This window comes from Streptomyces malaysiensis subsp. samsunensis (genome assembly GCF_024519315.1).
Taxonomy (GTDB): Bacteria; Actinomycetota; Actinomycetes; order Streptomycetales; family Streptomycetaceae; genus Streptomyces; species Streptomyces malaysiensis.
Map to the genome: position 1 here is coordinate 30625 of NZ_JANIIC010000067.1, position 25533 is coordinate 56157.

Here is a 25533-nt window from a genome sequence, read left to right on the forward strand (position 1 = left end):
ACCGCGCTGCGTTATCGAACGTTAATAGAGAGCACGATGTGATTCCAAGCTGTTCCGAGGAATCCGCGCACCTTTGGCATGAACTTAGCGCTCAAGAGCGGACAGATGGGGGCGAGTCGGTGAGCGGTGTGAGGGGTCGCATAACCGCAGGCCGGGCGATCGTGCATCAATTGTTATGCGGAGGGGTCTCAGTCGGTTACGGACGGTGTACGGCCCAGATCGGCTACGGGCGGGGGTCGGGGGCGTTGTCTCTCGTACGGTCGCCGTTCTGCCCGTTCCTGCTGCCGTTGTCGCGCTCGTTGTCGCGCCGGTTGCCACGTCCGTTCTCGCGCCCGTTCTCGTGTCTGTTCTCACGCCTGTTCCCGCATCCGTTCTCGTGTCCGTTCCCGCGGGCCCGGGTTCGGCGGACCGCCAGCAGCGCCATGTCGTCCGGTGTCCCGCCGCCCGTATGGTGCTCGACATCGGCCACCAACGCGTCCAGCAGCTCCTGCGGACCGGAGAAGCGGCGGCCGCGCAGCAGCTTCTCCGGGTCGTAGAAGACGCCGCCGCGGTCCCGGGCCTCCGTCACCCCGTCCGTGAACAACAGCAGCGTCTCCCCCTCCTCGAACCCCAGCTCCATCACCCGGTCCGGCCAGCCGCCCAACTCCCCCATCCCCACCGGCAGCGCCGACACCTCCGGCTCCAGGGCGCGCACCGCACCGTCCTCCTCCAGGAGCAGCGGTGGCGGATGACCGCGGTTGATCAGCCGCAGGGTGGAGTCGCCACGCGGAATCTCGGCCACCACTGCCGTCGTGAACCCCTCGAACACCTCCAGGTCGGCCCGCCGGGCGCCCTCGCGTTGTAGCGCCCGCTCCAGCCGGCCCACGAGCGCCTCCAGGGTCGTCTCCTGCTCCGCCGCCTCCCGGAAGCAGCCGAGGAGGATCGCGACGACCTCCACGGCTTGCAGTCCCTTGCCTCGTACGTCCCCGACGGTCAGCCGTACACCGTGCGGGGTGTCCTGGACCGCGTACAGATCACCACCGATCGCCGCGTACTTCTCCGCCGGTACGTAACGCGCGGCGATCTCCAGCCCGGCGAGACGGGCGGGTGGCGCGGGCAGAACGGCGCGCTGGGCCGCCTCCGCGACACCGCGCGCCGAGGCGAGCCGGTGGTAGCTGCGGCGTACAACACGGTTGATCACCAACGCCAGCACGGTCACGGTCGCGACCGTGCCGATCTCGGTGGCCGCCTGGGTCGGGTCCCCCACACCGTGCAACTCCGCCAGCAGACAGGTGGCGAACATGCCGACGACGGCCGTGACGATGGTCTGGCGCAACGGTAAGAGCGCCGCGGCGACCAAGGGGGCGGCGGCGAAGAAGGGCGAGGCGGTGTAGCCGGGCGGGGCGGCCAGGTCGAAGCCGATGCCACAGAGGATGAGGAGTGACGGGGCCCAGCGGGCCAACCGGCGACCCGGCAGCCCCTTGCCGCCCTCATCGGCCATCGGAGACCGCACCGCGGTGGGCCCGGTGAACGCGTCGGCGGCGGCACCGGACGCGGCGGCGGTGTCGATGAGCGTACGAAGGCGGGTCGGGCGGCGGGCGCGCGGGCGGCTCAGTCGGGGCCAGGCCGTACGCCATTGCGTACGCGACTCCGTACGGGCGCCCGTACGAGCCCTGCTCCCACGCACCCGCACCGGCTTCTCTCGCTTCCCTGGTCCGCGTCCTGCCGCCGTCGCTGCCGCCACTGCCGTCGCCGCTGCCACTGCCATCGCTGCCGCCACTGCCGTCACTGCCGCCGCTGCCGTCACCGTCGTCACCAGGCTTCCGGCTGACGGGCCGCCAGGCGAGTCGGTGTCGGCCAAGCGGGTGTGCTGCGGACGGGCGCTGTGGACAGGCGCTGCGGACGGGTGGCGTGAACGGTCCCGGCGATGCTGGGGATGGGATGGGGATACGTGCTGCCGTAACGGAGGCGTTCCTGGGCCTCGCGCCTTGATGGCCCCCTTACGGGCGCGGCGAACGCGCTAAGGGTGCGTCAGAGGTCGACGCCGAGCGCGCGGGCGCGGCGGTCCGCCGCCAGCTCCGCCGAGACCTCGTCGAGGTACACCTCGCACACCAGCCGTCCGTCCCGGGTGAGGTTGTGCTCCAGCTCCCACAGCACGATCTCGTCCCCTCCGGCGAGCAGGAAGGCATGCTCGTAGAAGCGGCACCAGGTGGCGTCGGGACCGCCGGAGCGGCGACGGGGCTTGGGCGCGAGGGCGATGTCATGGGCGAACGCGGTCGCCAGCAGCCGCTCGGTCTCCTCGCCTGGGCGGTCGGAATTCTCCGCGCGGCGCAGGACGCGGCGGGCATGGTCGGCCGAATTGTCGGCCACATAGGCACGGGAGCTCTCCACGGGCTCGGCCGTGTGCAGCAGCTGGTCCGGGAGCCAGAGCGGTAACCCGTCGAGCTCCTCCCAGCGGGCGCCGCCGAGGCGCTCATGGACGCGGCGCTCGGCCAGCGTCAGGGCGTCCTCGTCCGCGTAGAGCTCGTACAGCGGGCGATTGCCCTCGCCCGTGTTGTGCTCCAGTTCCCACAGCATCAGGCTGCTGCCGTCGGGGAGCAGGAAGACATGCCGATAGGTGCTGTACCCCAGCTGGCCGCACCGCTCGTTGCACTGCCGGCAGGACCGCAACTCGGACTGGTGCATCAGGGCGCTCCGCGCCTGGGCCAGCACCGACTCGCTGATATCGAAGCCGTTCTGAGCACGGGCCAGCAGCCCGTCCATCAGCTCGGACGGCATTGCGTCCCCTCGTGAGTGCCCCATGTCTCTCCTCCCGCCTCCCGGCTTTGATTCGCCGCGCCCCCCGGGCGACCACTTCGCGTACTTAGCGTAGCGGCGCGAACACGCGCCGCGCTGGCGGTTCGGCAAAGCTGTCGGTGTGACTGTGCCTCACTCACTCCTGCGTCGTAGAGCCTGGATGTATCACTCGTCCGACCGGTCGAACAAGTCCGGTGGTTGAAGGCGGGACGACCGTCACCACCCCGCCACCGTACGGCCGTCGGACACCCGCGGGCCCACTCCCGTGCCTCCGCGCCGTCGCCACCCCACCTCCGCACCGCTTCCCGCCCGTCCCCGGCACCCACTTCTCCGCATTCCCATAAAAGGGATTCCGGTGTCTGCTGGGCCAAATGGTCCTTGCATTGGTCCCCCTTAGCGGGATTCTCGGAGAACACGCGCCGGAAGAGCCACACTATGCCGGACGGGTGAAGCTGACTGGCGGCCCGAAGCCTTAACTGATGAGCTTCGTTGTGTCATGCGTCCGTGAATTCGCGGAGCAACCCAGACGGAGGAATTAAGTGAACATCGGCAAGAAGGCAGTTCTCCTTACCGCGGCCGCCGGCGCTCTGGTCATCGGTGGCGCGGGTGGTGCCCTGGCCAACAACAACGACGACTTCATCGCGCAGCTCAACCACTGTGACACGTCCACCGGTGCCATCACCCAGGTCGGCGGCGCCGCCCCCACGGGCACCGTCGAGGTCGGGGCCGACTGCGTCAACTTCACCAACAAGGAGGGGTCGGTCGTCCAGGCCAACAAGTGCGACACCAGCACCGGGCCCATCATCCAGACGGGTGGAGCCTCCCCGACGCGCGACGTCAATGCCGGCGCCAATTGCACCAACATCGCCGTCGACGACACCCCGTGAGTCGCTGACCCTCTCACGGTGTTCCCGCCCGCGGCGGGGACACCGTGAGGCATCCCCCCGTTGGGAATCGCGGCCCTGGAAGCCTCCCTTCCAGGGCCGCTGCCACGAAAAAGACTTTCGGTGACAGTGCTGAGCGCACCGCACGGAAAGTCCATTTGGAGGCTCTTTATGCACATGCGCAAAAGGACGGCGCTTCTTGTGGCGGCCGTGGGCGCGCTGCTCATCAGCGGCACGGGCGGGGCCGACGCCGCCGGCCCCGGCCCCGCGGTCGGCGCCAACGGCGGGAGCCAGAGCAATCGCTGCGACACCAGTTCCGCCATCGGTCCCGTCACGGTGGCCGCCAGTTCGACCGAGATCAGTAATGAGACCAACTGTGTCAATTACGCCGAGTCGGGCGTGGCGGAGCAGGAGAACCGCTGCCGCACCCACTCCGTCATCGGTCCGATCACCGTCGCACTGGCCCCCGGATCCGAAATCAATAACCGCACCAACTGCGTCAACGTCAGCAAGTCGGGCGGCGTGAGTAAGCAGACGAACGACTGTCAGACGACCTCGGTGCTAGGCCCGATCACCATCGGCCCCGGCGAGGTCAACAACGAGACCAACTGCGCCAATGTGGCGGACTCCGACCCGGAGAACGGAAAGCAGAAGAAGAGCGCGGACGGTGCGAAGAGCGGGAAGAGCGGTGGTCAGGGCGGTCGCCAGAAGCCCTGAATCGCCGAGTGCTTCCGAAACTCACCCCGAGCTCCGGGAGCGCCCGCTCATCATGAACGCGGCCTTGGGGGAATTACCCCGGGGCCACGTTCATGTCGTGATGATTCGCGGCCCGCCCATCATGGACCGGCCCTTCTAAGCTGGAAACCCAGGTAATCCCACCGACTTCACCACCGGCTGAATATACCTTTACTGTGGCGGACGGGTGATGCTCCCGATAATTCCGGATCCCGGTCTCGGATATCTCGTTGATGAGGTGTCTGCGGATCATTCGCGGAGAACCTGATATGGAGGCACCAGCATAATGCAGATCGGCAAGAAGGTAGCTCTCATGGCCGCGGCGGCCGCGGGCACAATGGTCGTCGGCGGCGCCGGTAGCGCGAGCGCCAGCGGTCTCTTTCCGCACACCGGCGGGGCCGCTCAGCTCAACTCCTGCGACCTGGACCAGAGCGCCATCACCCAGGTCGGTGGAGCCGCCCCCACCAGGGACGTCACCACCGGCGCGGACTGCGTCAACTTCACCAACAGCGGTGCGGTCCTCCAGGCCAACGACTGCGACACGACCACCGGCGCCATCGCCCAGATGGGTGGAGCCTCCCCGTCGGGCGACATCAACGTCGGCTCCGACTGCACGAACATCGCCCTCGATGAGCCGGACCCGGTCGTCGTCGTGCACAAGGACCCGCCGAAGAAGCAGCAGAAGGCCAAGGAACAGCACAAGGCCAAGCAGCACTCGCACAAGGCCAAGCCGAAGGCCAAGGACCCGCACAAGGCCAAGCAGCACCACAAGGCCAAGGCGAAGCCGCACCACAAGGCCAAGGTCAAGGCCAAGAAGAAGGACTGCAAGCACTGACGGTCGACCTCGCGGTCGAGCATGCGGCGCCCCCGGAATCACGTTCTCCGGGGGCGCCCCGGCGTTCAGCCGGATCAGCCGGACCTGCCCGATGAACCGGACCTGCCCGATCAGCCCGATCGTTCAGCGGCGCGGTTCAGCATCCCGCGAGGGCTGGCACGCACTGGTTCGGGTTGTTCCCGGAAACCGTGGTCGCGGTGAGCGAGATCGAGCCGCCGTCGGTGAAGATCCCGCCGCCCTGACCGCCATTGGCCGTATTGCCGGTGACGGTGTCACCGATCATTTGTGTGGTGCCCGCGTGCTGGAACACACCACCGCCGTTCAGCGTGGCGGTATTCCCCGACACGGTGGTGGACTGCACCCGCAGTGTGCTGCCCATATTGGCGATACCGCCACCGAAACTCCCCGCGGTGTTCTCGCCCACCCGGCTGCCGTTGATCGTGAAATCTCCGATCGCGGTGGCGATGCCGCCGCCCTCGAAGTTGTTGGTCCTGTTCCGCAATACCGAGACGGCGCTCAGCAGCGTCGTTCCGAAGTTGCTGACGCCGCCGCCCGAGCTGTCCGCGGTGTTGTCGGAAATATTGCCGCCCGAGGCACTGAGGGTGGCCGACGTATCGATGTGAATGCCGCCGCCGTCGCCCGCGGAATTGTGCGTCACATCCGTGCCGGCAAGCACCGCCGAGCCGCCTGAGGCGACCTCGATGCCACCGCCGACGTTGCTCGCGGTGTTGCCCGTGACCGTGGACTGGATCAGCCTCAGGCTGCCCCGGTCGAGGATGCCGCCGCCGTCGGTGCCGGACCCCGAGGTCGCCCGGCCGCCTGAGAAGGTCACGCCGTTGAGGGTGAGGCTTCCGCCGGGCGCGACCTCCGCGATCCGGAAGTCCGCCGCGGACGCACTGCGCCTGATGGTCGCTTGGGTCCCGGTGATATTCACGTCACGGGTGATGAGCGGCAGTCCGTCGGCGCCGTTGGGACCGGTGAACGCCGCGGCGCCCAGCGTGTACACACACCCCGTGGTCAGGGCGACGGACCCGCCCGTGGGTGAGCTGTTGGCCTCACTCACCGCGGCGATCAGCGCCGCTGTGTCCCCACAGGGCACCGGGGCCGCCTTCTCGCCTTTCCCTCCGGCGCCCCCTTTTCCTTCGGCGGACGCCGGAGCGGAGACCGCCCATGCCGATACCGCCAGCGCCATGACGGGGATCAACCCCCGGATCGTTGTAGCGAGTCGCACGAGGAGTCTCCTTACGCGTTTCCGAGCAGCGGGTCAGACGCAGCAGGTTCAGACTCTGCGGTCGAGTACCGTTCGGCATCCGCTCAAGCGCCGGTCGAGTGAGACTCGATCTTCTGTACGACGGGGGTGTGAAGACCCCGGTCCGGGGGCGCGGAAGGCGGTGCGGCGGGCCCCTCAGAAACGAGGAAACCGCAGGTCACCGATGGTGCCTGCGGTTTCCGTTGTGGGTCATCAGGGGCTCGAACCCTGAACCAATGGATTAAAAGTCCACTGCTCTGCCAATTGAGCTAATGACCCGCACCCCCGCAGCATAGCTCGGCCAGGGGCCAACACCCGAGCCAATACCCTCCGGGAGCGAAAGGCCGTGCAACAACGCGGTGTTGCACGGCCCTCGTCACACGGCCCGATCAGCCGTTGCGCTTCCAGCGCGGCTTGTCGGCGCGGCGGTCGAAGGACCGGTCGTGCGAGCCGTGGGAGCGCTCGTACGGACGGCCGCCGGTGGCGCCGCCCCGGTGGTCGTCACGGCGGGCGGGACGGTCGTCGCGACGGTCCCGGTTGACCGGGCGGTCCCCGCCACGGTGGTTGTGGTCGCGGCGCTCGAAGGAACGGCCGCCACGGTCGTTGTCCCGGCGGTCACGGTTGAAGCCACGGTCGTCACGGCGCTCGTACGGACGGCCGCCACGGTCGTCCCGCCGGCCGAAGCCACCACGGTCGTCCTTGCGGTCGCGGTTGAACGGGCGGTCGTCGCGGCGGTCGTCACGGCGGTCCCGGTTGAAGCCGCGGTCGCGGTCACCGTCCCGGCGGTCGCGGTTGAAGCCACGGTCGTCGCGGCGGTCATCGCGCCGGTCGCGGTTGAAGCCGCGGTCGCGGTCACCGTCCCGGCGGTCGAAGGACCGGCCACCCCGGTCGTTGTCCCGACGGTCACGGTTGAACGGGCGGTCGTCACGGCGGTCGTCACGGCGGTCCCGGTTGAAACCGCGGTCGTCGCGACGCTCGTACGGACGGCCGCCACGGTCGTTGTCCCGGCGGTCGTACGAGGAGCGGCGCGGCCCCTCGTCGTTCAGCGCGCCCTCGGCGGCCTCCGCGGCCTTCACCGCGGGCACGGTCTCGGGCTCCGCCGTGCGCTGCGCCGGCAGCGTCACACCGGCGGCGGCCTCGGCCACCGCCTCGGTCCCGGCCGCGGCAGCGGGCTCCGCCGGAGCCACGGTCTCGCCGCGCTCGCGCGCCGCCCGCGCGGTCAGCCGGTCGGCCTCCTCGCGGAGCTCGACCGCGCGCCGCTGCGCCCGCTCCAGCTGCCGGGTGAGCTCCTGCGCCTCGCGCTCGGCCTGCTTGGCGGCGTTCGAGGCCGCCTCCGCCTGCACCTCGGTGAGCGAACGCGCGCCCGTGATCTGGGCCACGTCCTCGTCGAAGGCTCCGCCGCCACCGACGATGTGGCGGGAGGCGTCGACGCCCGCGTCCTCCATCAGCCGGAAGATCTGGCGGCGCTGGTGCGGCAGGGCCAGCGAGACGACGGTGCCGCTCTGGCCCGCCCGCGCCGTACGGCCGGAGCGGTGCAGATAGTCCTTGTGGTCGCCGGCCGGGTCCACGTTCAGCACCAGGTCGATGCCGTCGACGTGGATACCGCGGGCGGCGACGTCCGTGGCGACGAGCACATTGACGTACCCGTCCTTGAAGTCGGCCAGGGTGCGGGTGCGGGCGCCCTGCGTCATGCCGCCGTGCAGCGCGTCGGCGCGTACGCCCGCGTCGCACAGCTGCTCGGCGACGCGGTCGGCGCCCAGCTGGGTCCGTACGAAGATGATGGTGCGGCCCTTGCGCGCCGCGATGGCGGCGGTGACCGGCGCCTTGTCCTTCGGCTTCACGACGAGCACATGGTGGGTCATGGTCGAGACGGCGCCCGCGGACGGGTCCACCTCGTGGGTGACCGGCTTGACCAGATACCGCTTGACCAGGGTGTCGATCTCGTTCTCGAGCGTCGCGGAGAACAGCAGCCGCTGCCCGCCCTGCGGCACCAGGTCGAGAATCTCGGTGACCTCGGGCAGGAAGCCCATGTCGGCCATCTGGTCGGCCTCGTCGAGGACCGCGATCTGCACCTTGTCCAGGGACGCGGCACCGCGCTCGATGATGTCGCGCAGCCGGCCCGGAGTGGCGACGAGGATGTCGACACCGCGCTCCAGCGCGTAGATCTGATTACCCATCGAGGTGCCGCCGCAGACGACCTTGAGCTTGAGGCCGAGGACATCGCCGTACGGCTGGAGCGCGTCGCTCACCTGCATCGCGAGCTCGCGGGTCGGGGTGAGGATCAGCCCGCGGGGGCGCTTCTTCTCGGTGTGGCCGTCGGCCAGCGTGGTCAGCAGCGGAAGGCCGAACGAGAGGGTCTTGCCGGAGCCGGTGCGGCCACGGCCGAGGATGTCGCGCCCGGCGAGGGCGTCGGGGATGGTCGCGGCCTGGATCGGGAACGGCGTGGTGACGCCGTTCTGCGCCAGCTTGCGGACGATCTGCTCGGGGAGGCCGAGGTCGGCGAATGTGATGTCGGGCGCCTTAGGGGTCTCGGGGGTTTCCGTGGCGGCCTGCTCGGATGACGGCGCGGCCTGCGCAGGCTGCTCGGCCTGCTCGTTCTGCTCGGGCTGCGTGGCCTGCTGATGCTGCTCGGCCTGCGCGGTCTGCTCGGCCTGCTCGGGCTGTGCGGCCTGCTCGTCGCGCTCGCCCGGCTCGGCCGGGGCGGCGGTGGCGGCCGGGGCAGTCGGCTCGCTCGGCTCGTCGAGGGCGGGCATGACGGCGTGGTCAGTGGAAACGGACATGCGAAATGCGAAACCTTCCGGAGTCTCGGCACGCGCCCAAACTCCGTGTGGTGTCGCAATCGACCGCCTCTATGCGGTCAGCCACGGGATGGCAAGGAACGCGCCTCGCGGCGCACTTCTACGAGGCGCCGGGCAAATGGGATCAAACGATCTACCACCATACGCACCCTCACCCCTCAAGAGCAAATTCACTCCGTCCGCGCTGGACGGCGGCACTAGGGCCTTGGGCCCCGTCCGCTGGACCCGCCGGGTTCCGCGGGCCCTATGGGCCTCCTGAACCGTATGGGCCGTATGGGTACGGGGCCTAGCCCGCCGGCTGGTCCGACGGGGAGGCGGGCGCGCTCGGGGGCGGGGCGTCGGTCGGCTTCGGGTCCGGCGCGCTCGGCGGCGGGCTCGACGGCCGGGGCACGGGTGGCGGGTCGGACGGGGCGTCGCCGCCCGATTGCGGCGGGGCGGAGGGGTCCGGGCGATGGTGCGGGTCCCCGTGCTTACCGGGCGGGTCCGAGGGCTCGGCCTCGGGGTCGGTCGCGGAGGCCGAGGCCGACCGCTCCTCGCCGTCCCCCTTCTTCCCCTTCTTCCCCTTCTCGCCCTTCTTCTCCTTCCCGTCCTTCTCGTCCCGGTCGGAGTCCGTGTACGCACGCCCCCGGCCGTCCGACCGCACCACGGCGCCGTCCGCGTCCGCCGCCCCGCCCTTCTGGTGGGAGCCGCGGTGTTTGTCCGGCCGTTCGGGGTCGTCGGAGATGCTCATGCAGCCGCCCAGCGCCATCGCGGCGGCCACCAGCGCCGCGACCGCCACGCCTCGCGCCGCGGCACGGGGCACACGCCGGGAGATCCGGGAGATCCGAGAGGAAAGGGGGGAACGGGAGGAACGGGCGGCGGTGCGAGAAGCGGGGGATCCGGGCACGGGGGATCCGGGCATGCGCGGGACACCTCCAGACAGCGGGGATGTGACGCCCTGCCCAACTGGCACCGCCCCGCCCAGGACACGCCTATGGCACGGACCCGGCCCCTCGCGTAGACCGCGCATCCGGCGTCGGTCGTAGACGGGACGGCCGGAGGGCGGTGTCGGCGGCGGCCGAAGGCCGGGTATCAGCAGCGCGCCGGAGTCGGCCGCAACCCCCGATCAACACCGATCAGCGCCCCGGCCCAGCACCCCGTCCAGCGCCCCAACCCAACGCCCTGATCAGCCGTAGCCGAGCGCGTGCAGCCGGGCGTCGTCGATCCCGAAGTGGTGCGCGATCTCATGGACCACCGTCACCTCGGTCTCCTGGACGACGTCCTCCCGCGTCTCGCTCATCCGCAGCGTCGGACCCCGGTAGACCGTGATCCGGTCCGGCAGGACGCCCGCGTACCACTCACCCCGGTCGGTGAGCGGCGTCCCCTCGTACAGCCCGAGCAGCTCGGGATCGTCCGCCGGCGGCTCGTCCTCCACGAACACGGCGACGTTGTCCATGAGCCGTGTCAGCTCCGGCGGGATCCGGTCCAGCGCCTCGGCGACCAGTTCCTCGAACTCCTCGCGCGTCATCTCCAGCACGAGGCCATTGTCAGGCAGCCGGGCCCGGAAAGGAGCGGTCCGCGCCAACGTATCCGCGCCAAACGCCGACAAGGCACCAGACCGGGCACCAGACGCACCACAGCCCAGCACGGCCAACCCCACCCCCGACCCCACCCCACCTGGCCCAGACATACGCCCCCGCGCGGACGGGCATACGCGACCAATGGCCCGCGAACCGCTCCGGCTGCTCCGTGCCACCGCTCAGCGCGCACGTACCGCGGTCGTCTCCCCCCTTCGCCGCATCCAACGCTTCCGCCGCCCCTCGCGGAAGCCCTCTCCCCGCCCCTCCCCCAAACCGCCGGCGTTCGATCCCACGGCGCTCGATCCCGCCACGCGCGCCCGTCCCCTCGTCCGCGCCTCCGAGCTGGCCGCCGTGACCGTCCTCGGTGCCTGGATCGGACTGCTGGTGGTCGGCAGCGTCCATATCTCCGTAGGTCCCATGGACACCCGGATGGCACTGCGGCCCTCCCTCACCGGCGGCACCAAGATCAACGTGGCGCCGCTGGGCGCGCTCGAGCTGAACAGCCACCACGCCCCGCTCCGCCTGGACGTGGATGTGGACCGGCTCGACCCCATACGGTCCCAGGCCCTCGTCGACCATCCCGAGCGGCTCTCCGGGCTCCAGGAGGAGGTCGCGAGCGATGTCACCCGCGGCACCCTCGGCCTCGCGGTCCGCTCCTGCGTCGCCGTCGTCTTCGGCGCCACCGCGCTGGGCCTGGCGGTCTACCGCCGCCCGCGCCGGGCGCTGACCGCCGGGGGGCTCGCGCTCACGCTGCTGGCCGCCTCCGGGAGCGCCGTCTACGCGACCTGGAACCCGAAGTCCGTCCTGGAGCCGCGCTACTCCGGGCTGCTCTCCAGCGCCCCCTCGGTGGTCGGCAACGCGCGCAGCATCGTGACCGACTTCGACGTCTATCAGCGGGAGTTGGCCCGGCTGGTGACCAATGTCACCCAGCTCTACGAGGCGACCTCGACGCTCCCCGCGTACCAGCCCGATCCGACCACCATGCGGGTGCTGCACATCTCGGACGTCCATCTCAATCCGGCCGCATGGCACATCGTGGAGTCGCTGGTACGGCAGTACAAGGTCAACGTGATCATCGACACGGGCGACACGATGGACCACGGCACCTCCGCCGAGAACGGCTTCCTCGACCCCATCTCCGACCTCGGCGCCCCCTATGTCTGGGTGCGCGGCAACCACGACTCGGCCTCGACCCAGCGCTACCTCGCCAAACGCAAGGGGGCGCATGTGGTGGACAACGGCGAGGTGATCAATGTCGCCGGGCTGCGGATCGCGGGCATCGGCGATCCGCAGTTCACCCCCGACCGCTCCGCCGCGGCCGCCGGTGACGCGGCCGAGCACAGCGCCGGACGGCTGCTGGCCGAGGCGATCCGGGACGGCGAGGCCGCCGGCACCCCGGTCGACATCGCCCTCGCCCACAACCCGATCGCCGCCCGGGAGACCGACGGCACCGTGCCGCTCGCCCTCACCGGCCATGTCCACCACCGCCGTACGGAGGTGCTCCCCGGCGGCACCCGGCTGATGACGGAGGGGTCGACGGGCGGCAGCGGACTGCGCGCGGTGGACGACGGCACACCGGACACGGTGCAGGCGTCGATCCTCTACCTGGACCGGGACACGCGACGGCTCCAGGCGTGGGACGAGATCGATCTGGGCGGTCTGGGCCTGGCGAAGGCCGAGGTCAGCCGTCATCTGCCGGCCGAGAACCGCCCGGGGGCGACGCCGACACCCACCACTCCGTAAACCGTTTTGGCGAACGTCACCGGCATCCCATATGCTTCTCGCGTCCCCGAAAGCGCCGCAAGGCGCCCAGGTGGGCCATCGGCCCTCATCGTCTAGTGGCCCAGGACGCCGCCCTTTCAAGGCGGTAGCACGGGTTCGAATCCCGTTGGGGGCACCACCTTTTCAGTCACCGCAGGTCAAAACGCACCTGCCGGTGACTTTTTTTGCGCGCACAACCTCCTCGCATCTGCGGAATGACTCCCTCCTCGGCGCGGTTGTAGATGAACGGCAGACCCGCCGCAGCCCACACGAGGGAGCGCAGATGACCGTCCAGGACGTCGATCGGGTGAGCTTCGCCGAGGAGTGGGAGCGGTGGCACCGCACACATGAGCAGGCACTCGCCGACCCCCACGGCTTTCTCGCGATCACCAGCCTGCGCTGGCTGAGCCCCGAGCCGACCCGCTTCGAGGACGCCCCCGGCGCCTGGTCCAGCGGCCCGGAGGGGGTGGTGGTCGAGCTGGCCGACGGCGAGGAGCTGACGGTCGACGGCACGGCGGTGCACGGCCGGTACGTCTTCGGGACCATCGCCGAACGGGACAGCGTGTACGCGGGGTACGGCGACGCGGTGATCGAGATCGCGAAGCGCGGCGGCCATGACATCGTCCGCCCCCGCCACCCCGGCAACCCCCTCCGCACCGCCTTCACCCACACCCCCGCCTACGCCCCCGACCCCCGCTGGGTGCGCGCCGGCCGCTACCTCCCGTTCGACGAGCCGCGCGCGATCACCGTGGGCGCCGCGGTGGAGGGACTGGAGCATGTCTACGACGCGCCCGGCCAGGTCGAGTTCGAACTGGCCGGCGAGACGTACCGGCTCACCGCCTTCAACGGCAAGCGGCCCGGCAGCCTGATGGTCCTCCTCACCGACGCGACCTCGGGCGTGACCACGTACGCCGCCAACCGCTCCGTCCAGATCGACGCCCCCGACGACGCCGGCCGGGTCACCCTCGACTTCAACCGCGCCACCAACCTCCCCTGCGCCTACACCGACCTCGCGACGTGCCCCCTGCCACCCACCGAGAACCGCCTCCCGGTGGCGATCGAGGCGGGCGAACGGATCCCCCTGGAACGCGGCGGCCGCCCCTGACCCCGGCGAAAACCAGCACACCTCCGACCGGGGCGACCCCACCCGCTGAGCGGTCAGAACCCGGTCAGAGGTCTGATACGCTGATCCAGCGACAACGACGCGGCGGAGAAAAATCAAGGCCCCGGTTCGAAGGTCGCGAGGAGTGCGAATCCACGAGGGAAATCCCGTTGGGAGCGCACCCCACATGTGCGAGACTCGTGCTCGTACACGCAAGGTCCTGTGGAGCAGTTTGGAGTGCTCGCCACCCTGTCAAGGTGGAGGCCGCGGGTTCAAATCCCGTCAGGACCGCTGCGGCTGGGTAGCTCAGTTGGTACGAGCGTCCGCCTGAAAAGCGGAAGGTCGCCGGTTCGACCCCGGCCCCAGCCACTGCAGCCCTCACCAGGGCAAAGCCCCCTCCCGGTCCGTCCGGCAGGGGGCTTCTTCATTGCCTGTGACGCCTACGGCTGACGCCAACGGCGCCGGATCACCGGATCTACGCCAACCGGTCCTCCAGGCGGCCGAGCGCCTTCCGCTGCTCATCGAGCGAGGCATGGGCGTAGACCTGCATGGTGACGCCATGATCGCTGTGCCCGGCGATCTGCTGGACGACGTGCACCGGCACGCCAAGATCCAGCAGCAGCGTGATGCAGGTGTGGCGGAGATCATGGAAGCGCAGATCCAGGCCGAGCCGCTTCCGCACCGGGTCCCAGCTCCGGCGCAGGTTGTCCGGCTCATACGGAGTCCCGATCCGGGACGGGAAGACCAGCCCATTTTCCTGCCAGCCCATGCCGGCCGCCACCCGCTCCTGCGCCTGACGCTCCTGGTGGGCACGGAGCGCGGAGACCGCGAGGGGCGGGAGCGGGATGGTCCGCTCGGAAGACCGCGTCTTGGGGAGGACAAGCCGCAGCTCTCCCCCGACGCGCTGGAGGTTGGTCAGCACGGTGAGGGTGCCCCGCTCCAGGTCCACAGCCGACCAGCGCAGGCCCAGCAGCTCGCCGCGCCGCATGCCGAGAAGCAGCGCCAGGACGTAGAGGGCGTGCAGGCGGTGATCCCGGAGTTCCTTGAGCACCAGCTTGGCCTGGGCGGGTGAGAGCCCCTTGCCGGTCCGGTAGGAGGGCGCCGGGCTCTTCACGAGCTTGGCGACGTTCCGCATGATCAGCTCCTCGCGTACGGCGTGCTCCAGGGCGTTCCGCAGCACGGCGTGAATCGACTGGATCATGCGGGCCGACAGCTTGCGCTCACAGCAGCGGCGAGCGGCGCAGCACTGCGGCTTTGCCCGTTCCTTGTCCCAGCCGTGCTTGCAGCACTGGCACTCTTCGCGCACCCGGTTGAGCCAGACCCGGACCTCTTGGGCGCGCAGGTCGCGGAGCTTCCTGCTACCCAGGCCGGGGACCAGGTGGACGCGCACGACGCTTTCGTAGCCCTGGTACGTCTTGGGCCGCCGGTTGGGGGCGACCTCCTCAGCCAGCCAGTAGGCCAGGTACTCACCGAGGGTCGAATCTGTGTCGGGCAGGGGCACCCCCTTGTGATCTTGGGATTGGAGATCGATCAGCTTCCGGTGCACCTCCTCCCACGTCTCGCCGTACACGGACTTGCGCTTGCGGATGCCGGACGCCGTGATCACATACGCCCGGCCCTCGTAGCGGCCGTCCTTGCGCTTGATGATCGTTCCGGCCCCGTTGGGGTTGCGCTTGCGCTGGGATGGCATCAGGCGGCCTCGGCAATCTGGTGGTCGATGAAGTCGCGGAGTGCGGCGGCCGGGACGCGCCGGGCGCGGCCGATCGTGATGGAGCGCAGGCGCCGAGACCGGATCAGGTCGTAGACCGTGGAACGGCCGATCTTGAGCCGGGCCATCACCTCCGGCACGGTGAGCAGTTCATCAGCCATGGGTGGGTTCTCCTTCCGTTCCGGGAGCGGGGGTGATGGTGGCGGTCAGCCATTCCTCGGCGGGGGTAAGGCCGGTTCCGGCGTAGACCCAGTGGGCGAGGACCAGCGTGGTCTCGGCCGGGCTGGAGTCGGCGGCCGCAGCCTGAGCACGACGCCAGGCGGCGCGGGCGTCACGGAGGGCACCGAAGGTGGTGGAGTAGCGGCGGGATTTGGTGGAGAAGTGGCCCCGGAAGCCGAGCATGTGAGCCCAGGCGCGGAGCCGGAGGTGTTCCAGGTCTTTGCGGGCGCCGAGGGCCCAAGCGGTGCGGACGAGACGGCGGGCGTGCTCGCTGATGTCGAGCTGGGCGACTTCGGCGATGAGCCGTATCGGCCGGTCCAGGGCCCCCGTCGCGGTCTCGGCACCCTTGGTCGCGTACTTGGCGATGTACGCGGCCACGGCCCGGTCGGTCAGCTCCTGGCCGCCGCTGAAGTCGGCGCCCCGGATGGGCCGTACGTCGAGTTCGTCACCGAAGACAAAGGTGTACGCCCGGCCGTCGATGACCGGCCCGGCAACCTGTGCCTTGGGTGTAGCCGCCTCGATAGCGTCGGCCAGCAGCTCGACCGTGGCCCAGGCCGGAGGCGGGGTGTCGCCGCCATCGGGGCCGTCGATGCGGATCACGGCATGGAAGTGGACGGCGCCGCGCTTCTGGTACTCGGCGACCTTGGCAAAGGACAACCGGGCGTGCTCGCGGAAGGCCCGCTGAGTGAGCCCGGCCCGCCTGGCGACTTCCCGCCGCAGGTAGATCGAGAAGCGCCGCCACAGCAGGCCCGCGTGAGCGTTCCAGAGCACCGCGGATTCGTAGTCGTACCTGTCCGGGTTGAGCGGGGTACCAAGGGCGTCGTCCTCCTGGTCGTGGCGGATGCCGCACCGGCAGCGGCGGACCGTGCCAGCCGGACCGGTAGGCCGGTTGTGGACGGGGCCGAAGCTGGGCGCGGTGAAGGTGGCGAAGACGCGCGGGTGCGTGGCCACGTCTTCCGGAGTGCCCTTCCCGCCGCGCAGTCCGGCGGTGATCAGGTGGAAGGTGTCACGGCGGTAGGTCTCGGCACAGGCCGCACAACGGGTGACGCGGCGGTTGTTGCAGCGGACCAGGAGATGCCCGGCGGGCAGTTCGGTGGAGTCCAGGTGATGAAGGATGCGGCCGATCTCGCCGGTGTCGCGGTCGAGGTGGTGTTCGGTGCGGTGGCCGTCGAGGCGGATGGGGTTGGTGCAGCCGCCAAGGCCGGAGAGCTGGCGGAGCAGTGCGGGCATGGTGCCCAGTGCTGCCAGGGTGCGGAGTTGGGGCAGCGGTGGCGGGGTGGTGCGGGTGATGATGGGGTCTCCTCTTTCGGCTCTTGGGTCGGGGAGGGGTTGGGCTGCCGGGGCGGCGGATGCTTGGCGGTATCGAGGCCGCCCCGGCAGTCGTGTTCGAGCGGGATCAGCGGCGGCGCTGGCTGGCCAGCAGCGAGCGCATGACCACGGCGGCCACGGCGACGGAGACGGCCGTGACAGCGACAGCGGCCAGGAGCGCGGTCAGGACGATGCCGACCGTGACCACGGCGCCGACCGTTCCGGCGTTGAGACCGCTCAAGACCCCGGCCGGGCGAGCCGGAGCGGGCGCGGTGGTGTGCTGGCAGGAGCAGGCCGTCGCGTGACCGTGCTGGGCCGCCGGGACGGCGGTGGGCACGTGGACGATCGACGGCTTGGGGGCTTCGGGGTACTTCGGTCGGAACACTGCGATCTCCTCTCAGCTACTCGTCTAGTCGTGTTGCTCGTTGACGGAGTCGACGCCGGAGCGCGTACCGGACTCCACGGAGGGCGCAAGCCCGGTGTGGGCGAGCCAGAAGCCGAACAGCGCGATCACGACGGCGACCCACAGGCGGACGCCCATGAACTTGATCGCGATCCAGGCGACGGCGCCCAGGACGAGAACCAAGGGCAGGCTGACGGTCACTGGCGATCTCCTTTCAGCGGATGGGGCAGCGGTGTGTACGGGCGGCCAGCTCGGCGGCGGCGCGGGTGTCGTAGTCGGCGGAGAAGTCACACCGGGGAGCGGTGCACACGGCGGTGTGCTTCACCCGACCCCGCTGGTCGTTGGCGGTGCCGACGCGGACCGGCCCGATACGGGCGACGTTGCGGAAGCGGCGGAGCATCGTGGACTCCTTCAGAGACGGGAGGCGATGGCGTCGGCCAACGGCGCCGGGACGCCGAGGCGGGCGCGCAGGGTCTCGGGGTCGATGGGCGAGCCGGTACGGGCGTGGTGATCGTCGGCGAGCTTGCGCGCGTGGGCGACAAGGGCGGGTGGCAACTTGACCGTTGCCGACGGTGGTACGGCCAAGTCGTCTATGGGGTCAGCTTGTTCATCGACAGCGGGTTGCGTGGCAGGAACTTCGCCACTGCGGCTATCGTTGGCTTCGCTTCGTGCACTCGGCTGGGTACCTGGCTGAGTGGTGCGGGTTTCGAGTGGATCGGCGACCGCGCCAGCCTGCCGCCTCGTGTGGGGGGTCCGCCTTATGGCGGGCGGTCGCCGGTCGCGTTCCTGCGGTGTCGTGCTGCCGTCTCTGTTGCTGAGCGGAGCACTCGTGTGGGCGAGGAGCGTGCCGCCGAGGAAGGCGACAGCGGGCCATCCGGCGACGAGGATGCGCAGCCAGTCCGGTACGTCGGCCAGGTCGAGCAGCCCGGCGGTGGCGACGTTCGCCCCGAGCGACGCGGCCAAAGCCACGACGAACCAGCACCAGCCCGCCGCCTTGGACGCCCCCGACCGGAGCCGCTTCCAGGCCGCGACGAGCAGCAGGTCGACGGAGACCGGGTATGCCCACGCCTTCCACCCGTCCTGCCCGGCCGCCGAGGCCAGGTCATGCAGGTGGGCGAAAGACAGCGCGGCAGCGATGACCGCTTGCACCAACACCGCGTCAACCCGCGCCAGGTAAGCGCGCATGGGTGGCAACTCCTTCCGGTCCAGTCAGCCGTCTGCGGTGAGTTCATCGGCATGGGCGCGAGCAGCGGCGGCGACCTCAGCGGCCTGGGCGTCATCGGGCTGGGCAGCGGCGATGCGCTCCAAGAGGTCCGCTTTGCGGTTCATCAGCTCGGCGTTGCTTCCGACCCCGCGTGTGCGGAAGTCGGCCAGGTCGGCCAGGAGCGCGGAGACCTCGGAGATGGTGGGACGGGACACAGGGGCTCCCTTTCGCTTTCAGGCATGGCGGGGGTAGGGACACGGCACGATGCGGTCGCACCAGCCGTCAGACGGGGTGGGTTACTCGGCAGCCGGAAGCGGCTTGAGCAGGGACGGCGGAGCGCTCACCGGAACGGCCGGCGCGTCCGGCCGGAACGGCTCCAGCGCGGGCATGTCCGGGACGAGATGGGCATGGTCGCGGCAGACGGCCGCAGCGTCAGCGAGTGAAAGATGGGGCGGACGGATGCGTGACCAGCCGCCGGACGTATCACCCGCGACCGCGAGACCGGGCCATTCGGGGGCGATGGCGCAGGCCGCGCCGACCGCTTCGGGGGCGATGTCGCCGAGCGCCATTTTGGCGGAGGCTTCATCGTTCACGCGGTGGCAGACCCGCCCGGTCAACTGCGCCCGCAGCATCGTCGCCCCCTTGCCCAACTCGGCGCCGAAGCGCTGCCCGCACACCTCGAGGTAGATGCCTGCCGCGCGGCCGAGTTGGGCGAGCCGGATGAGCTGGGTGACCATCTCATCCCGCCGTTCCTCATCCTTCCGCGTGGCGACCAGGAACAGCTCGGCCACCTCGTCCACAACCAGCACCACCGGCACCGGCCGCTCCTCCTCCGGCAGCCCCCAGATGTCAGAAGTGATCTCCTCGTCCGGAGTGCTGGGCGCGATGCCCTGCCGAGCCTTGATCAGGTCGTACCGGTCCTCCATCAGCCCAACCAGCACAGGCAACAGCTCCGCCGCCTGCACAGGATCAGTAGCCAAGGCTGAGAGCCGTGGAGCGAACGGCGCCAGCTCGACACCCCGCTTGCAGTCGATCCCCACCAGCGCGACCGGTTGCCGAGCAAGCCCGGCGATGAGGTGCCGCAGGAACATCGACTTCCCCGACAACGTGGCACCCAGGGTGAGCTGATGCGGGATGGCCCGGTAGTCCCGGACGAACGGCGTCGCGTCCTCCCGCAGCGCCACCGGCACCTTCAGGAAGCCGCCGCCGGTCTTGCGCGGCATCCGGACCTTCCGGAGCACGTCGAAGCCGATCAGCCGCAGTTCGACCACGCCCGGTTTGATCTCCTCCACGTAGGCGCCGTGAACGCCCCAGGCATGCCGCAGCCGCTCGCACGAGGCGGCCACGTCGGCGGGTTCCTGCCCCGGTGCCAGCCGCAGCCGGACCCGCAGCCCGGTCGACGTCGGACGGATCAGCCCCCGACGCGGAGGCACCGGCCGGACCTCCCGATGCGTGAACGCCTGCACCGCCCAGGCCCGCAGCCGCGACGGCGGAACGGTCAGCCCACACGCATCCATCACGGACCCATACGACCCCAGCAACCGGGCCGTCGAAATAGGCATCCCAACCGTCGACCAGTAGGCGGCCGGGTGCCGGGCCCGGAGGTAGGCGGCCCCGCCGACCGTAGCGGCGACCGGACCACCCACCTCCATCAGCGTCATCACGTCAGCCATCAGGCTCAGGCCCCCGCACCAACCGATATGGCGGCCGGGGCGATGGCCTCGGCCCGGAAGGCGATCCCGTGACGCTGCTGCCCGTTGAACACGGACTCCCAGGGCCGGGCAATCAGACCGATCAGCGTGACCGGCGCCCCGAGCGCCAGCCCCTCCGTCACGCCGCTCTCCGGCAGAGTCACCTGAAGCAACGAGGGCTCCCCGCCGTCGATGTAGACGACGCCGAGCCGCATAAGCACCTCACCGCTCTGCGCGTCCTTGGCGATCTCGCCAGTCTGCCGGTCCTTCACCTTCGGCTCCGGCGCCTCAGTCAGCAGAACCGTGGCACCAGAGGTCTCAACTCGAATGGAACGCAACTACTTCTCCTTCTCTCACGAACAACGCACCTAGTTGTGTAGATGAGTTGCGGTCTTCGAACCCGAACGAGCGGGAACGGGGACCACCATGCCACACAGCTTGCCCACTCGTCTATACGAGTAGTGCCTTCGTGTGTACGAGTCAGAAGAAGCAGCCCGGGGCCACCACGCCCCGGCCGTGCGTCAGTTGGCAGGAAGCTGGTAGGCGAGGACGTACGCGTCGGCGGCCATCACGGTGTCACACACCTCCACCGCCCGCCCCTCAACGTCGTAGGCAGTCCGGACCAGATGGATCACCGGTACACCGGAGGCGAGCTGGAGCGTGCGCACCTCGGCAGGGGAGGGCATCCGGGCCCGGATCTCCTCGTCGAAGTGGTCCAGCCGGTGGCCCATCTCCTCCAGCCGGGCGTAGATCCCACCGGGGCCGGGGTTCGGCTGGGCAATCGGAGTGTTGCGCGCGAGGTCGAGCGGCAGATACGAGGTGGCGAACTCCACCGGCCGCCCATCCAGCAGGTAGCGCCGCCGCCGGGCCAGCACCTTACGAGGCGAACCCAGCCGGGCCGAGATGTCCTGCGACGGCCGCTCCTCCTTCACCTCGAGGTTGTCGACCTCCGGGCGACTGCCCGCCGCCTCGGCCTCCACGGTGAAGGCGGCCTTCCCCTGATCCCGATGGCGCCGCGCGAACCGGTTCGAGGCCAGCCGCCGCACGGGTGGCCGGGGCCGCACGAAAACCCCCTTGCCGTGCTCGGACACGGCCAGCCCCTCTTGCTGGAGCAGCGACAGAGCGTTGCGGACGGTCATGCGCGAGACGCCGAAGTGGTCGACCAGCTCAGTCTCGGAGGGCAGCTTGTCCCCCTCCCGGAAACGTCCCTTGTCGATCGCTTCCCGCAGCGCGTCAGCGATCTGCCGGAACACCGCCCGGTCGCTCGTCGGATCCAATACACCCAGAACGGAAGTCAGAGAAGGCATGTGCACATACTCCTTTAGGTATCTAGACGAGCGGCTAACTGGAATTGCTACGGTGGAGAGCCTAGCCAGCCGAGAGGGCCGAGGAACGTGAGCACTGAGCGCCCGCACTCCGTAAGCGTCGCCGGAGTCATCGTCGACGACGCTGGCCGTGCGCTGCTGATCAAGCGACGCGATAACGGTAAGTGGGAACCGCCCGGCGGCGTGCTCGAACGCGAGGAAACCATCCCCGACGCCTTGCAACGGGAAGTCCTCGAAGAGACCGGCATCAAGATCGCGCTTCCCGCGACCCTCACCGGCGTCTACAAGAACATGACCGGCCTGATCGTCTCCATGGTCTTCCGCTGCGAGGCCATCGACGGCACCCCGACCACCGGAGCGGAAACCCGCGCCCTGCGCTGGGCCACCCGCGACGAGGTCACCGAGCTCGCCGACGAGGCATACGCCATCCGCGTCCTGGACGCGCTCGACAACACCAGCCCGCCGGCCATCCGCGCCCACGACGGCGTACGACTCATCTAGCACGCACCCACGACCCATAGCCCCTACCAGCACGAAGGAACTTGTATGGACGAGTATATGAGTGCTCCGCGAGTTTGGGGCCTAATGTGCCCAGGATCCCGAGAAGAAGTCACCCGCGCCCGCCGCTGGACCCGCGACATCCTCAACGGCCACCCCTGCGCGCACGACGCCGAGCTGATCGTCAGCGAACTCGGCAGCAACGCCCTCACCCACACCGCAAGCGGCACCCCCTACGGCACCTTCCAGCTCACGCTGTCCCTCTCACCCCGCACCGTCGCGATCTCCGTCACCGACGAGGGAGGCCACCCCGAAGAACCCCGCCACACGGAAGCCGACCCGGACGACACCCACGGCCGCGGATTAACCATCGTCATGGCACTCGCCCGCCGCCTGGACATCACCGGCAGCCAGCACGGCCGCACCGTCACCGCCCAGCTCGTAGCACCCGAGCAGGCAGGAGCCACGACATGCTGAGGCCCCTGCTACGACCCGGCTACTGGTGCGAATGCTGGACGCGCTCACCAGCCACAGGACCCCGCTCCGTCCTGCTCGCCTCCATCGAAACCAACAGCCCGAGCGAGGCCACCCGATGGATCCGCGTCACCGTGCGAACCATCGCCTCAGCACTCGACCGGGAAGCAGCCCACCAGGCATGGGACTGGGTCACCTACGGCCACAAAGAGGCCGAAGACGCCCTGGCCAACGGGCAAGCAGCCACTTTCGCCCTCACCCAGCACGACACCCACATCGAATGGATCCTCCGGCCGGTCATCTTCCTACCCCTCGCCCACCGCGAGTCCCGACGCCTTCCGGCATGCGCCGAACAGTTCACCTGCCCCACCACACACAAGATCGCCCGACACCAGGCCAACGGCTACTGAGTTACAACCTTCTCTACAGGTTCAAGGCGGCTCGCTCCGCTCCCCGCGCGCGGCCCGGCCCCCGGCCGGGCCTGCGCTCCTGTCTCCGCCCCGCTCCACCCCGGCCGCCGCCCGTGCCGCGCACACAGCAATCAGCCGCTTGACCTTAGAGATTGATGCCTCCGGCGGGGGCGCTCAGGCTCCGGGATGGACGGGGCTCCGTTCGCGAGTGCGGGCCAACGGTGGCGTGCGCGGGGAGCTCCCATCCCGTCTGCCGTCGACCCAGGCAGAGCCGAGCAGACGCGGCCCCTGGCGTCCAGGTCGTTCGTACAGTGGCGCGCTCCACCTGGACGCCAGGGGCCGCGCCCGCTCCACGGTGTGTGGGTCGACGGCAGACGGGATGGGAGCTGGGGAGAGTGGTGGGCTGGTGCAGGAGTGCAAATGCCGCATGGCCCCGGACTCAGTAAGGTCCGGGGCCATGCGGTTCGCCAGCTCAGGCAGGAAGCAGCAGCCCAGCTGCGGAGCCTTCTACGACCGCCACGGCCACCTTCAAGACGACCTTAATTGACTTTCGAATTTTGCCCATAACGCTCTCCTTCCGCCCGGCGGAGGCTGCCTGGTTCCCTGACGTGGTGTTTCCTAGGACAGGAATAATGAACCTGATTGCCAAAGCGGCCGAAACGAGTACGAGGAAGGACGCAAGAGGAATCGAACCCCAAGCCCCTGCCCCTAGTCTCAACTGGCGACCACAAGATGATATCAGATCGAGCCGCCAAATTCAGGGATGGATTTTGACAGCGACCCACTACTTGACTACAGACAAGTGCCCGTGCAGAGCAGACCCCCTCTGGCAACCAGCGCACGGCCCCTGACCATGCCCGACCCCAAACCGGGCAGGCCACCGACCAAACCCGCTCCACCGACAGCTGCAATCCGTCACCTCATTCGCGCGGGTACCGCGATCTCGCCTTGGAGGCCGACGTTTTGGGTCGACAATCGATTACACAGCAGTCAATATCTGGCAGAGTCGGATCGGAGTCTATTACTTCCGCCAGCAACCTATAGACGTCTTCCTTTTCTCGACTATGACACATGACCACATAAGTACCCCGGCCCGCTCCAGCCGACTCCATGTAATTTGGAAGTTGAACCGCTAGCCCGTGCCTTATTTCTTCCTTCTTGTCATCTTTCTTGAATTCGATGATATTTACCGAATCGTTCAATCTGAGCGTAAAATCAGTAGGCCCGGATCCGTGGTCCGCATTCGGCTCAACATGTATACCGAGCGCCCCGAATGGAAGCTGCGAGAAAAGCCTGAACATGCCTTGATGATGCGACTCATGCAAGGGGCGACCATCCCGCCCATAGAGGAGCTTCCAGGCTCCCTGCCTACCCACCGCAGCTGCGAAGCTCTCCATGACGTCACCGATGACTTCAGCAAGCGCTTCTGCGTCAGGCATGTCGAGACGCATCTTGAAGCGTGACGCCCATGGTTTGTTGTAAACCATCTGCGACAGGTCTCCGCCTTGAGTCACGTCAAAGATCCTAGGAACGTCAAGCCCCCGCGAGAAGAACGCAAACGGATCGCGGTACCCAGCGACCACTAGGTCGAATTTTTCACTCGTCAGCAGTCGCCCTACAACAAATGAGACGTCGTCGTCTCCTGACATATTAACGGAAGCAGAATTAGTAATCCGGCAGTCATGCCGCACCACACCCACGACCGTTTTCCCACTAGCGAGTTTGATCTCTGCTCTGCCAGAGTGGGCATCCCGAGGATGATATCTAGTAACTCCGGAATGAACAAACCAGTCGCCCGGACCGAGAGACGACTCCGAGATTTCCACAAGCCCGAGTCCGCGAATCAGGTCGGCAACCACATCGCCTACAAAATCCGCTTTCCGAAGCCCCCCACTATCCATGGCGCCGACTGCATTCCAAATGTTTTGGAAAATGGCTCGACTTACCGGCTTGAGCATGCTCTGTAGTACGTTTGGCCTTACGTAATAGGCTTGCAAGGAAAGATTCGGGTCATCTTTCGCAGGTGTCTCATTCCAGGCCATTTATCCCCCTCTACGCTCTCCCCTTGATGCGGGAAAAGGATACTCGAAGGTGAGACCGACCACAGGGCGTCGGGCTTTGACTACTGCCAAATAGGCCCAGCCCAACCTGAGGCCGGCCTGGCCTGTGATCGAACTTGCAAGGCGTTGATCACCGTTAGACGGCCGTGCCAGATGCGTGCCAGAACGAGCGGCAAACCATAGTCAACGCGGGCTACCAGGAGCCCAAATCCAAGATCGCATCCAGCGCCATTCACGCAGGTCAGCGCAACGATCGGCCGCAAGCAACCCGTGATTCCCAAGCTCAGAGCGCGAGTTCGATTCCCGTCACCCGCTCCACAAAGAACCCCCAGGCTCCCTTGCAGCGCCTTGCGGTCGTCGATCCGCTACCAGCCCGGATGCCGGTAGCGGCGTTCGTGCCTGGGCAGGAGCGGTTCGATCACCGCTCACAGCTCGTCACTGATCTCCCACGGCTTCGGCCGAGCCATCCTCACCCCGAGGAACGAGGTCACCGGCCCTCCACCGTGCCACATGAAGATCATTCTGCAAGGGCTCG

26 protein-coding genes, 4 tRNA genes and 1 pseudogene are annotated in these 25533 nt (G+C 68.8%); 11 read left to right on the forward strand and 20 right to left on the reverse strand.

Annotation, left to right across the window (positions count from 1 at the left end; genetic code table 11):
• Positions 1-223: 223 nt before the first annotated feature.
• Together NQU54_RS39575 and NQU54_RS39580 are read right to left on the reverse strand one after the other, a co-directional pair.
• The gene (locus NQU54_RS39575) at positions 224-1480 is read right to left on the reverse strand and encodes a PP2C family protein-serine/threonine phosphatase (RefSeq protein ID WP_306279540.1); all 1257 of its coding nucleotides are present in this window, start codon (positions 1478-1480) and stop codon (positions 224-226) included.
• Positions 1481-2010: 530 nt separating this feature from the next.
• Positions 2011-2781, reverse strand: coding sequence for a DUF6227 family protein (locus tag NQU54_RS39580; RefSeq protein WP_372506272.1), 771 nt, complete (start codon positions 2779-2781; stop codon positions 2011-2013).
• 533 nt (positions 2782-3314) lie between these two features.
• Here NQU54_RS39580 and NQU54_RS39585 point away from each other — a divergent pair.
• From NQU54_RS39585 to NQU54_RS39595, 3 genes are all read left to right on the forward strand, one after another.
• Positions 3315-3662: a hypothetical protein gene (locus tag NQU54_RS39585; RefSeq protein ID WP_257635216.1), complete on the forward strand. Its 348-nt coding sequence runs from the start codon at positions 3315-3317 to the stop codon at positions 3660-3662.
• Between the two features lie 168 nt (positions 3663-3830).
• Positions 3831-4376, forward strand: coding sequence for a hypothetical protein (locus NQU54_RS39590; RefSeq protein ID WP_257635217.1), 546 nt, complete (start codon positions 3831-3833; stop codon positions 4374-4376).
• A 304-nt stretch (positions 4377-4680) separates the two neighbouring features.
• Positions 4681-5229 carry a hypothetical protein gene (locus NQU54_RS39595; protein ID WP_257635218.1) on the forward strand — a complete coding sequence of 183 codons (549 nt, stop codon included), beginning with the start codon at positions 4681-4683 and terminating at the stop codon, positions 5227-5229.
• A 136-nt stretch (positions 5230-5365) separates the two neighbouring features.
• On the opposite strand, the gene NQU54_RS39600 is transcribed toward NQU54_RS39595, so the two are convergent.
• From NQU54_RS39600 to NQU54_RS39620, 5 genes are all read right to left on the reverse strand, one after another.
• Positions 5366-6460: a right-handed parallel beta-helix repeat-containing protein gene (locus NQU54_RS39600; protein ID WP_257635219.1), complete on the reverse strand. Its 1095-nt coding sequence runs from the start codon at positions 6458-6460 to the stop codon at positions 5366-5368.
• 224 nt (positions 6461-6684) lie between these two features.
• Positions 6685-6757 (reverse strand) — tRNA-Lys (locus NQU54_RS39605).
• 110 nt (positions 6758-6867) lie between these two features.
• Positions 6868-9258: a DEAD/DEAH box helicase gene (locus tag NQU54_RS39610; RefSeq protein ID WP_257635220.1), complete on the reverse strand. Its 2391-nt coding sequence runs from the start codon at positions 9256-9258 to the stop codon at positions 6868-6870.
• Positions 9259-9562: 304 nt separating this feature from the next.
• Positions 9563-10078 (reverse strand): hypothetical protein, encoded by a 516-nt coding sequence (locus NQU54_RS39615; protein ID WP_257635221.1) that lies wholly within the window; start codon positions 10076-10078, stop codon positions 9563-9565.
• 363 nt (positions 10079-10441) lie between these two features.
• On the reverse strand, positions 10442-10792 hold the full coding sequence (locus tag NQU54_RS39620) for a metallopeptidase family protein (RefSeq protein WP_180990685.1): 351 nt from the start codon (positions 10790-10792) through the stop codon (positions 10442-10444).
• Between the two features lie 184 nt (positions 10793-10976).
• On the opposite strand from NQU54_RS39620, the gene NQU54_RS39625 reads away from it, so the two are divergent.
• The 5 genes from NQU54_RS39625 to NQU54_RS39645 all read left to right on the forward strand — a co-directional run bounded on the left by NQU54_RS39625 (position 10977) and on the right by NQU54_RS39645 (position 14067).
• The gene (locus tag NQU54_RS39625; protein WP_257635222.1) at positions 10977-12578 is read left to right on the forward strand and encodes a metallophosphoesterase family protein; all 1602 of its coding nucleotides are present in this window, start codon (positions 10977-10979) and stop codon (positions 12576-12578) included.
• 81 nt (positions 12579-12659) lie between these two features.
• Positions 12660-12735 (forward strand) — tRNA-Glu (locus tag NQU54_RS39630).
• Positions 12736-12879: 144 nt separating this feature from the next.
• Positions 12880-13701, forward strand: coding sequence for a DUF1684 domain-containing protein (locus NQU54_RS39635; RefSeq protein WP_257635223.1), 822 nt, complete (start codon positions 12880-12882; stop codon positions 13699-13701).
• A 213-nt stretch (positions 13702-13914) separates the two neighbouring features.
• Positions 13915-13989, forward strand: a tRNA-Asp gene (locus tag NQU54_RS39640).
• 4 nt (positions 13990-13993) lie between these two features.
• A tRNA-Phe gene (locus NQU54_RS39645) sits at positions 13994-14067 on the forward strand.
• Between the two features lie 106 nt (positions 14068-14173).
• On the opposite strand, the gene NQU54_RS39650 is transcribed toward NQU54_RS39645, so the two are convergent.
• The 11 genes from NQU54_RS39650 to NQU54_RS39700 all read right to left on the reverse strand — a co-directional run bounded on the left by NQU54_RS39650 (position 14174) and on the right by NQU54_RS39700 (position 21538).
• Positions 14174-15388, reverse strand: coding sequence for a tyrosine-type recombinase/integrase (locus NQU54_RS39650; RefSeq protein ID WP_257635224.1), 1215 nt, complete (start codon positions 15386-15388; stop codon positions 14174-14176).
• A complete protein-coding gene (locus NQU54_RS39655; protein ID WP_257635225.1) occupies positions 15388-15567 on the reverse strand; it encodes a helix-turn-helix domain-containing protein in 180 nt (59 codons plus the stop codon). The genes NQU54_RS39650 and NQU54_RS39655 overlap by 1 nt, the downstream gene beginning before the upstream one ends.
• Positions 15560-16855: a replication initiator gene (locus NQU54_RS39660; RefSeq protein ID WP_257635226.1), complete on the reverse strand. Its 1296-nt coding sequence runs from the start codon at positions 16853-16855 to the stop codon at positions 15560-15562. The genes NQU54_RS39655 and NQU54_RS39660 overlap by 8 nt, the downstream gene beginning before the upstream one ends.
• A 166-nt stretch (positions 16856-17021) precedes the next feature.
• Positions 17022-17318 carry a hypothetical protein gene (locus tag NQU54_RS39665; protein WP_210565707.1) on the reverse strand — a complete coding sequence of 99 codons (297 nt, stop codon included), beginning with the start codon at positions 17316-17318 and terminating at the stop codon, positions 17022-17024.
• A gap of 24 nt (positions 17319-17342) precedes the next feature.
• Positions 17343-17537, reverse strand: coding sequence for a hypothetical protein (locus tag NQU54_RS39670; RefSeq protein ID WP_020869652.1), 195 nt, complete (start codon positions 17535-17537; stop codon positions 17343-17345).
• Between the two features lie 13 nt (positions 17538-17550).
• Positions 17551-17736: a mobile element transfer protein gene (locus NQU54_RS39675; RefSeq protein WP_100806672.1), complete on the reverse strand. Its 186-nt coding sequence runs from the start codon at positions 17734-17736 to the stop codon at positions 17551-17553.
• A gap of 11 nt (positions 17737-17747) precedes the next feature.
• Entirely contained in the window at positions 17748-18521 is a 774-nt protein-coding gene (locus tag NQU54_RS39680) for a DUF2637 domain-containing protein (protein ID WP_257635227.1), read from the reverse strand.
• A gap of 24 nt (positions 18522-18545) precedes the next feature.
• Positions 18546-18755 carry a hypothetical protein gene (locus tag NQU54_RS39685; protein WP_210565704.1) on the reverse strand — a complete coding sequence of 70 codons (210 nt, stop codon included), beginning with the start codon at positions 18753-18755 and terminating at the stop codon, positions 18546-18548.
• Positions 18756-18836: 81 nt separating this feature from the next.
• On the reverse strand, positions 18837-20213 hold the full coding sequence (locus tag NQU54_RS39690) for an FtsK/SpoIIIE domain-containing protein (RefSeq protein WP_257635228.1): 1377 nt from the start codon (positions 20211-20213) through the stop codon (positions 18837-18839).
• 5 nt (positions 20214-20218) lie between these two features.
• Positions 20219-20569, reverse strand: coding sequence for an SCO3933 family regulatory protein (locus tag NQU54_RS39695; RefSeq protein WP_257635229.1), 351 nt, complete (start codon positions 20567-20569; stop codon positions 20219-20221).
• A gap of 183 nt (positions 20570-20752) precedes the next feature.
• A complete protein-coding gene (locus NQU54_RS39700; protein ID WP_257635230.1) occupies positions 20753-21538 on the reverse strand; it encodes a GntR family transcriptional regulator in 786 nt (261 codons plus the stop codon).
• An 87-nt stretch (positions 21539-21625) separates the two neighbouring features.
• On the opposite strand from NQU54_RS39700, the gene NQU54_RS39705 reads away from it, so the two are divergent.
• The 3 genes from NQU54_RS39705 to NQU54_RS39715 all read left to right on the forward strand — a co-directional run bounded on the left by NQU54_RS39705 (position 21626) and on the right by NQU54_RS39715 (position 22938).
• Positions 21626-22057: an NUDIX hydrolase gene (locus NQU54_RS39705; RefSeq protein WP_257635231.1), complete on the forward strand. Its 432-nt coding sequence runs from the start codon at positions 21626-21628 to the stop codon at positions 22055-22057.
• Between the two features lie 84 nt (positions 22058-22141).
• Positions 22142-22531, forward strand: coding sequence for an ATP-binding protein (locus NQU54_RS39710; RefSeq protein ID WP_306279536.1), 390 nt, complete (start codon positions 22142-22144; stop codon positions 22529-22531).
• A complete protein-coding gene (locus NQU54_RS39715; RefSeq protein WP_210565698.1) occupies positions 22525-22938 on the forward strand; it encodes a hypothetical protein in 414 nt (137 codons plus the stop codon). Before NQU54_RS39710 ends, NQU54_RS39715 begins: the two co-directional genes overlap by 7 nt.
• Before the next feature lie 920 nt (positions 22939-23858).
• Here the strand turns inward: NQU54_RS39715 and NQU54_RS39720 are convergent.
• Both NQU54_RS39720 and NQU54_RS39725 read right to left on the reverse strand, forming a co-directional pair.
• Complete coding sequence (locus tag NQU54_RS39720; protein ID WP_210565696.1) at positions 23859-24980, reverse strand: DUF8371 domain-containing protein; 1122 nt, start codon at positions 24978-24980, stop codon at positions 23859-23861.
• Positions 24981-25366: 386 nt separating this feature from the next.
• Positions 25367-25465 (reverse strand): annotated as a pseudogene (locus NQU54_RS39725) (IS5/IS1182 family transposase); the annotation flags it as partial.
• Positions 25466-25533 lie beyond the last annotated feature (68 nt).

Excerpts from the sequence above, each read along its gene's own strand:
- NQU54_RS39575 (WP_306279540.1), bottom strand. The coding sequence starts at position 1,480 with ATGGCCGATGAGGGCGGCAAGGGGCTGCCGGGTCGCCGGTTGGCCCGC.
- NQU54_RS39580 (WP_372506272.1), bottom strand. The coding sequence starts at position 2,781 with ATGGGGCACTCACGAGGGGACGCAATGCCGTCCGAGCTGATGGACGGG.
- NQU54_RS39590 (WP_257635217.1), top strand. The coding sequence starts at position 3,831 with ATGCACATGCGCAAAAGGACGGCGCTTCTTGTGGCGGCCGTGGGCGCG.
- NQU54_RS39595 (WP_257635218.1), top strand. The coding sequence starts at position 4,681 with ATGCAGATCGGCAAGAAGGTAGCTCTCATGGCCGCGGCGGCCGCGGGC.
- NQU54_RS39610 (WP_257635220.1), bottom strand. The coding sequence starts at position 9,258 with ATGTCCGTTTCCACTGACCACGCCGTCATGCCCGCCCTCGACGAGCCG.
- NQU54_RS39625 (WP_257635222.1), top strand. The coding sequence starts at position 10,977 with ATGGCCCGCGAACCGCTCCGGCTGCTCCGTGCCACCGCTCAGCGCGCA.
- NQU54_RS39635 (WP_257635223.1), top strand. The coding sequence starts at position 12,880 with ATGACCGTCCAGGACGTCGATCGGGTGAGCTTCGCCGAGGAGTGGGAG.
- NQU54_RS39650 (WP_257635224.1), bottom strand. The coding sequence starts at position 15,388 with ATGCCATCCCAGCGCAAGCGCAACCCCAACGGGGCCGGAACGATCATC.
- NQU54_RS39655 (WP_257635225.1), bottom strand. The coding sequence starts at position 15,567 with ATGGCTGATGAACTGCTCACCGTGCCGGAGGTGATGGCCCGGCTCAAG.
- NQU54_RS39660 (WP_257635226.1), bottom strand. The coding sequence starts at position 16,855 with ATGCCCGCACTGCTCCGCCAGCTCTCCGGCCTTGGCGGCTGCACCAAC.
- NQU54_RS39675 (WP_100806672.1), bottom strand. The coding sequence starts at position 17,736 with ATGCTCCGCCGCTTCCGCAACGTCGCCCGTATCGGGCCGGTCCGCGTC.
- NQU54_RS39680 (WP_257635227.1), bottom strand. The coding sequence starts at position 18,521 with ATGCGCGCTTACCTGGCGCGGGTTGACGCGGTGTTGGTGCAAGCGGTC.
- NQU54_RS39690 (WP_257635228.1), bottom strand. The coding sequence starts at position 20,213 with ATGGCTGACGTGATGACGCTGATGGAGGTGGGTGGTCCGGTCGCCGCT.
- NQU54_RS39700 (WP_257635230.1), bottom strand. The coding sequence starts at position 21,538 with ATGCCTTCTCTGACTTCCGTTCTGGGTGTATTGGATCCGACGAGCGAC.
- NQU54_RS39710 (WP_306279536.1), top strand. The coding sequence starts at position 22,142 with ATGTGCCCAGGATCCCGAGAAGAAGTCACCCGCGCCCGCCGCTGGACC.
- NQU54_RS39715 (WP_210565698.1), top strand. The coding sequence starts at position 22,525 with ATGCTGAGGCCCCTGCTACGACCCGGCTACTGGTGCGAATGCTGGACG.
- NQU54_RS39720 (WP_210565696.1), bottom strand. The coding sequence starts at position 24,980 with ATGGCCTGGAATGAGACACCTGCGAAAGATGACCCGAATCTTTCCTTG.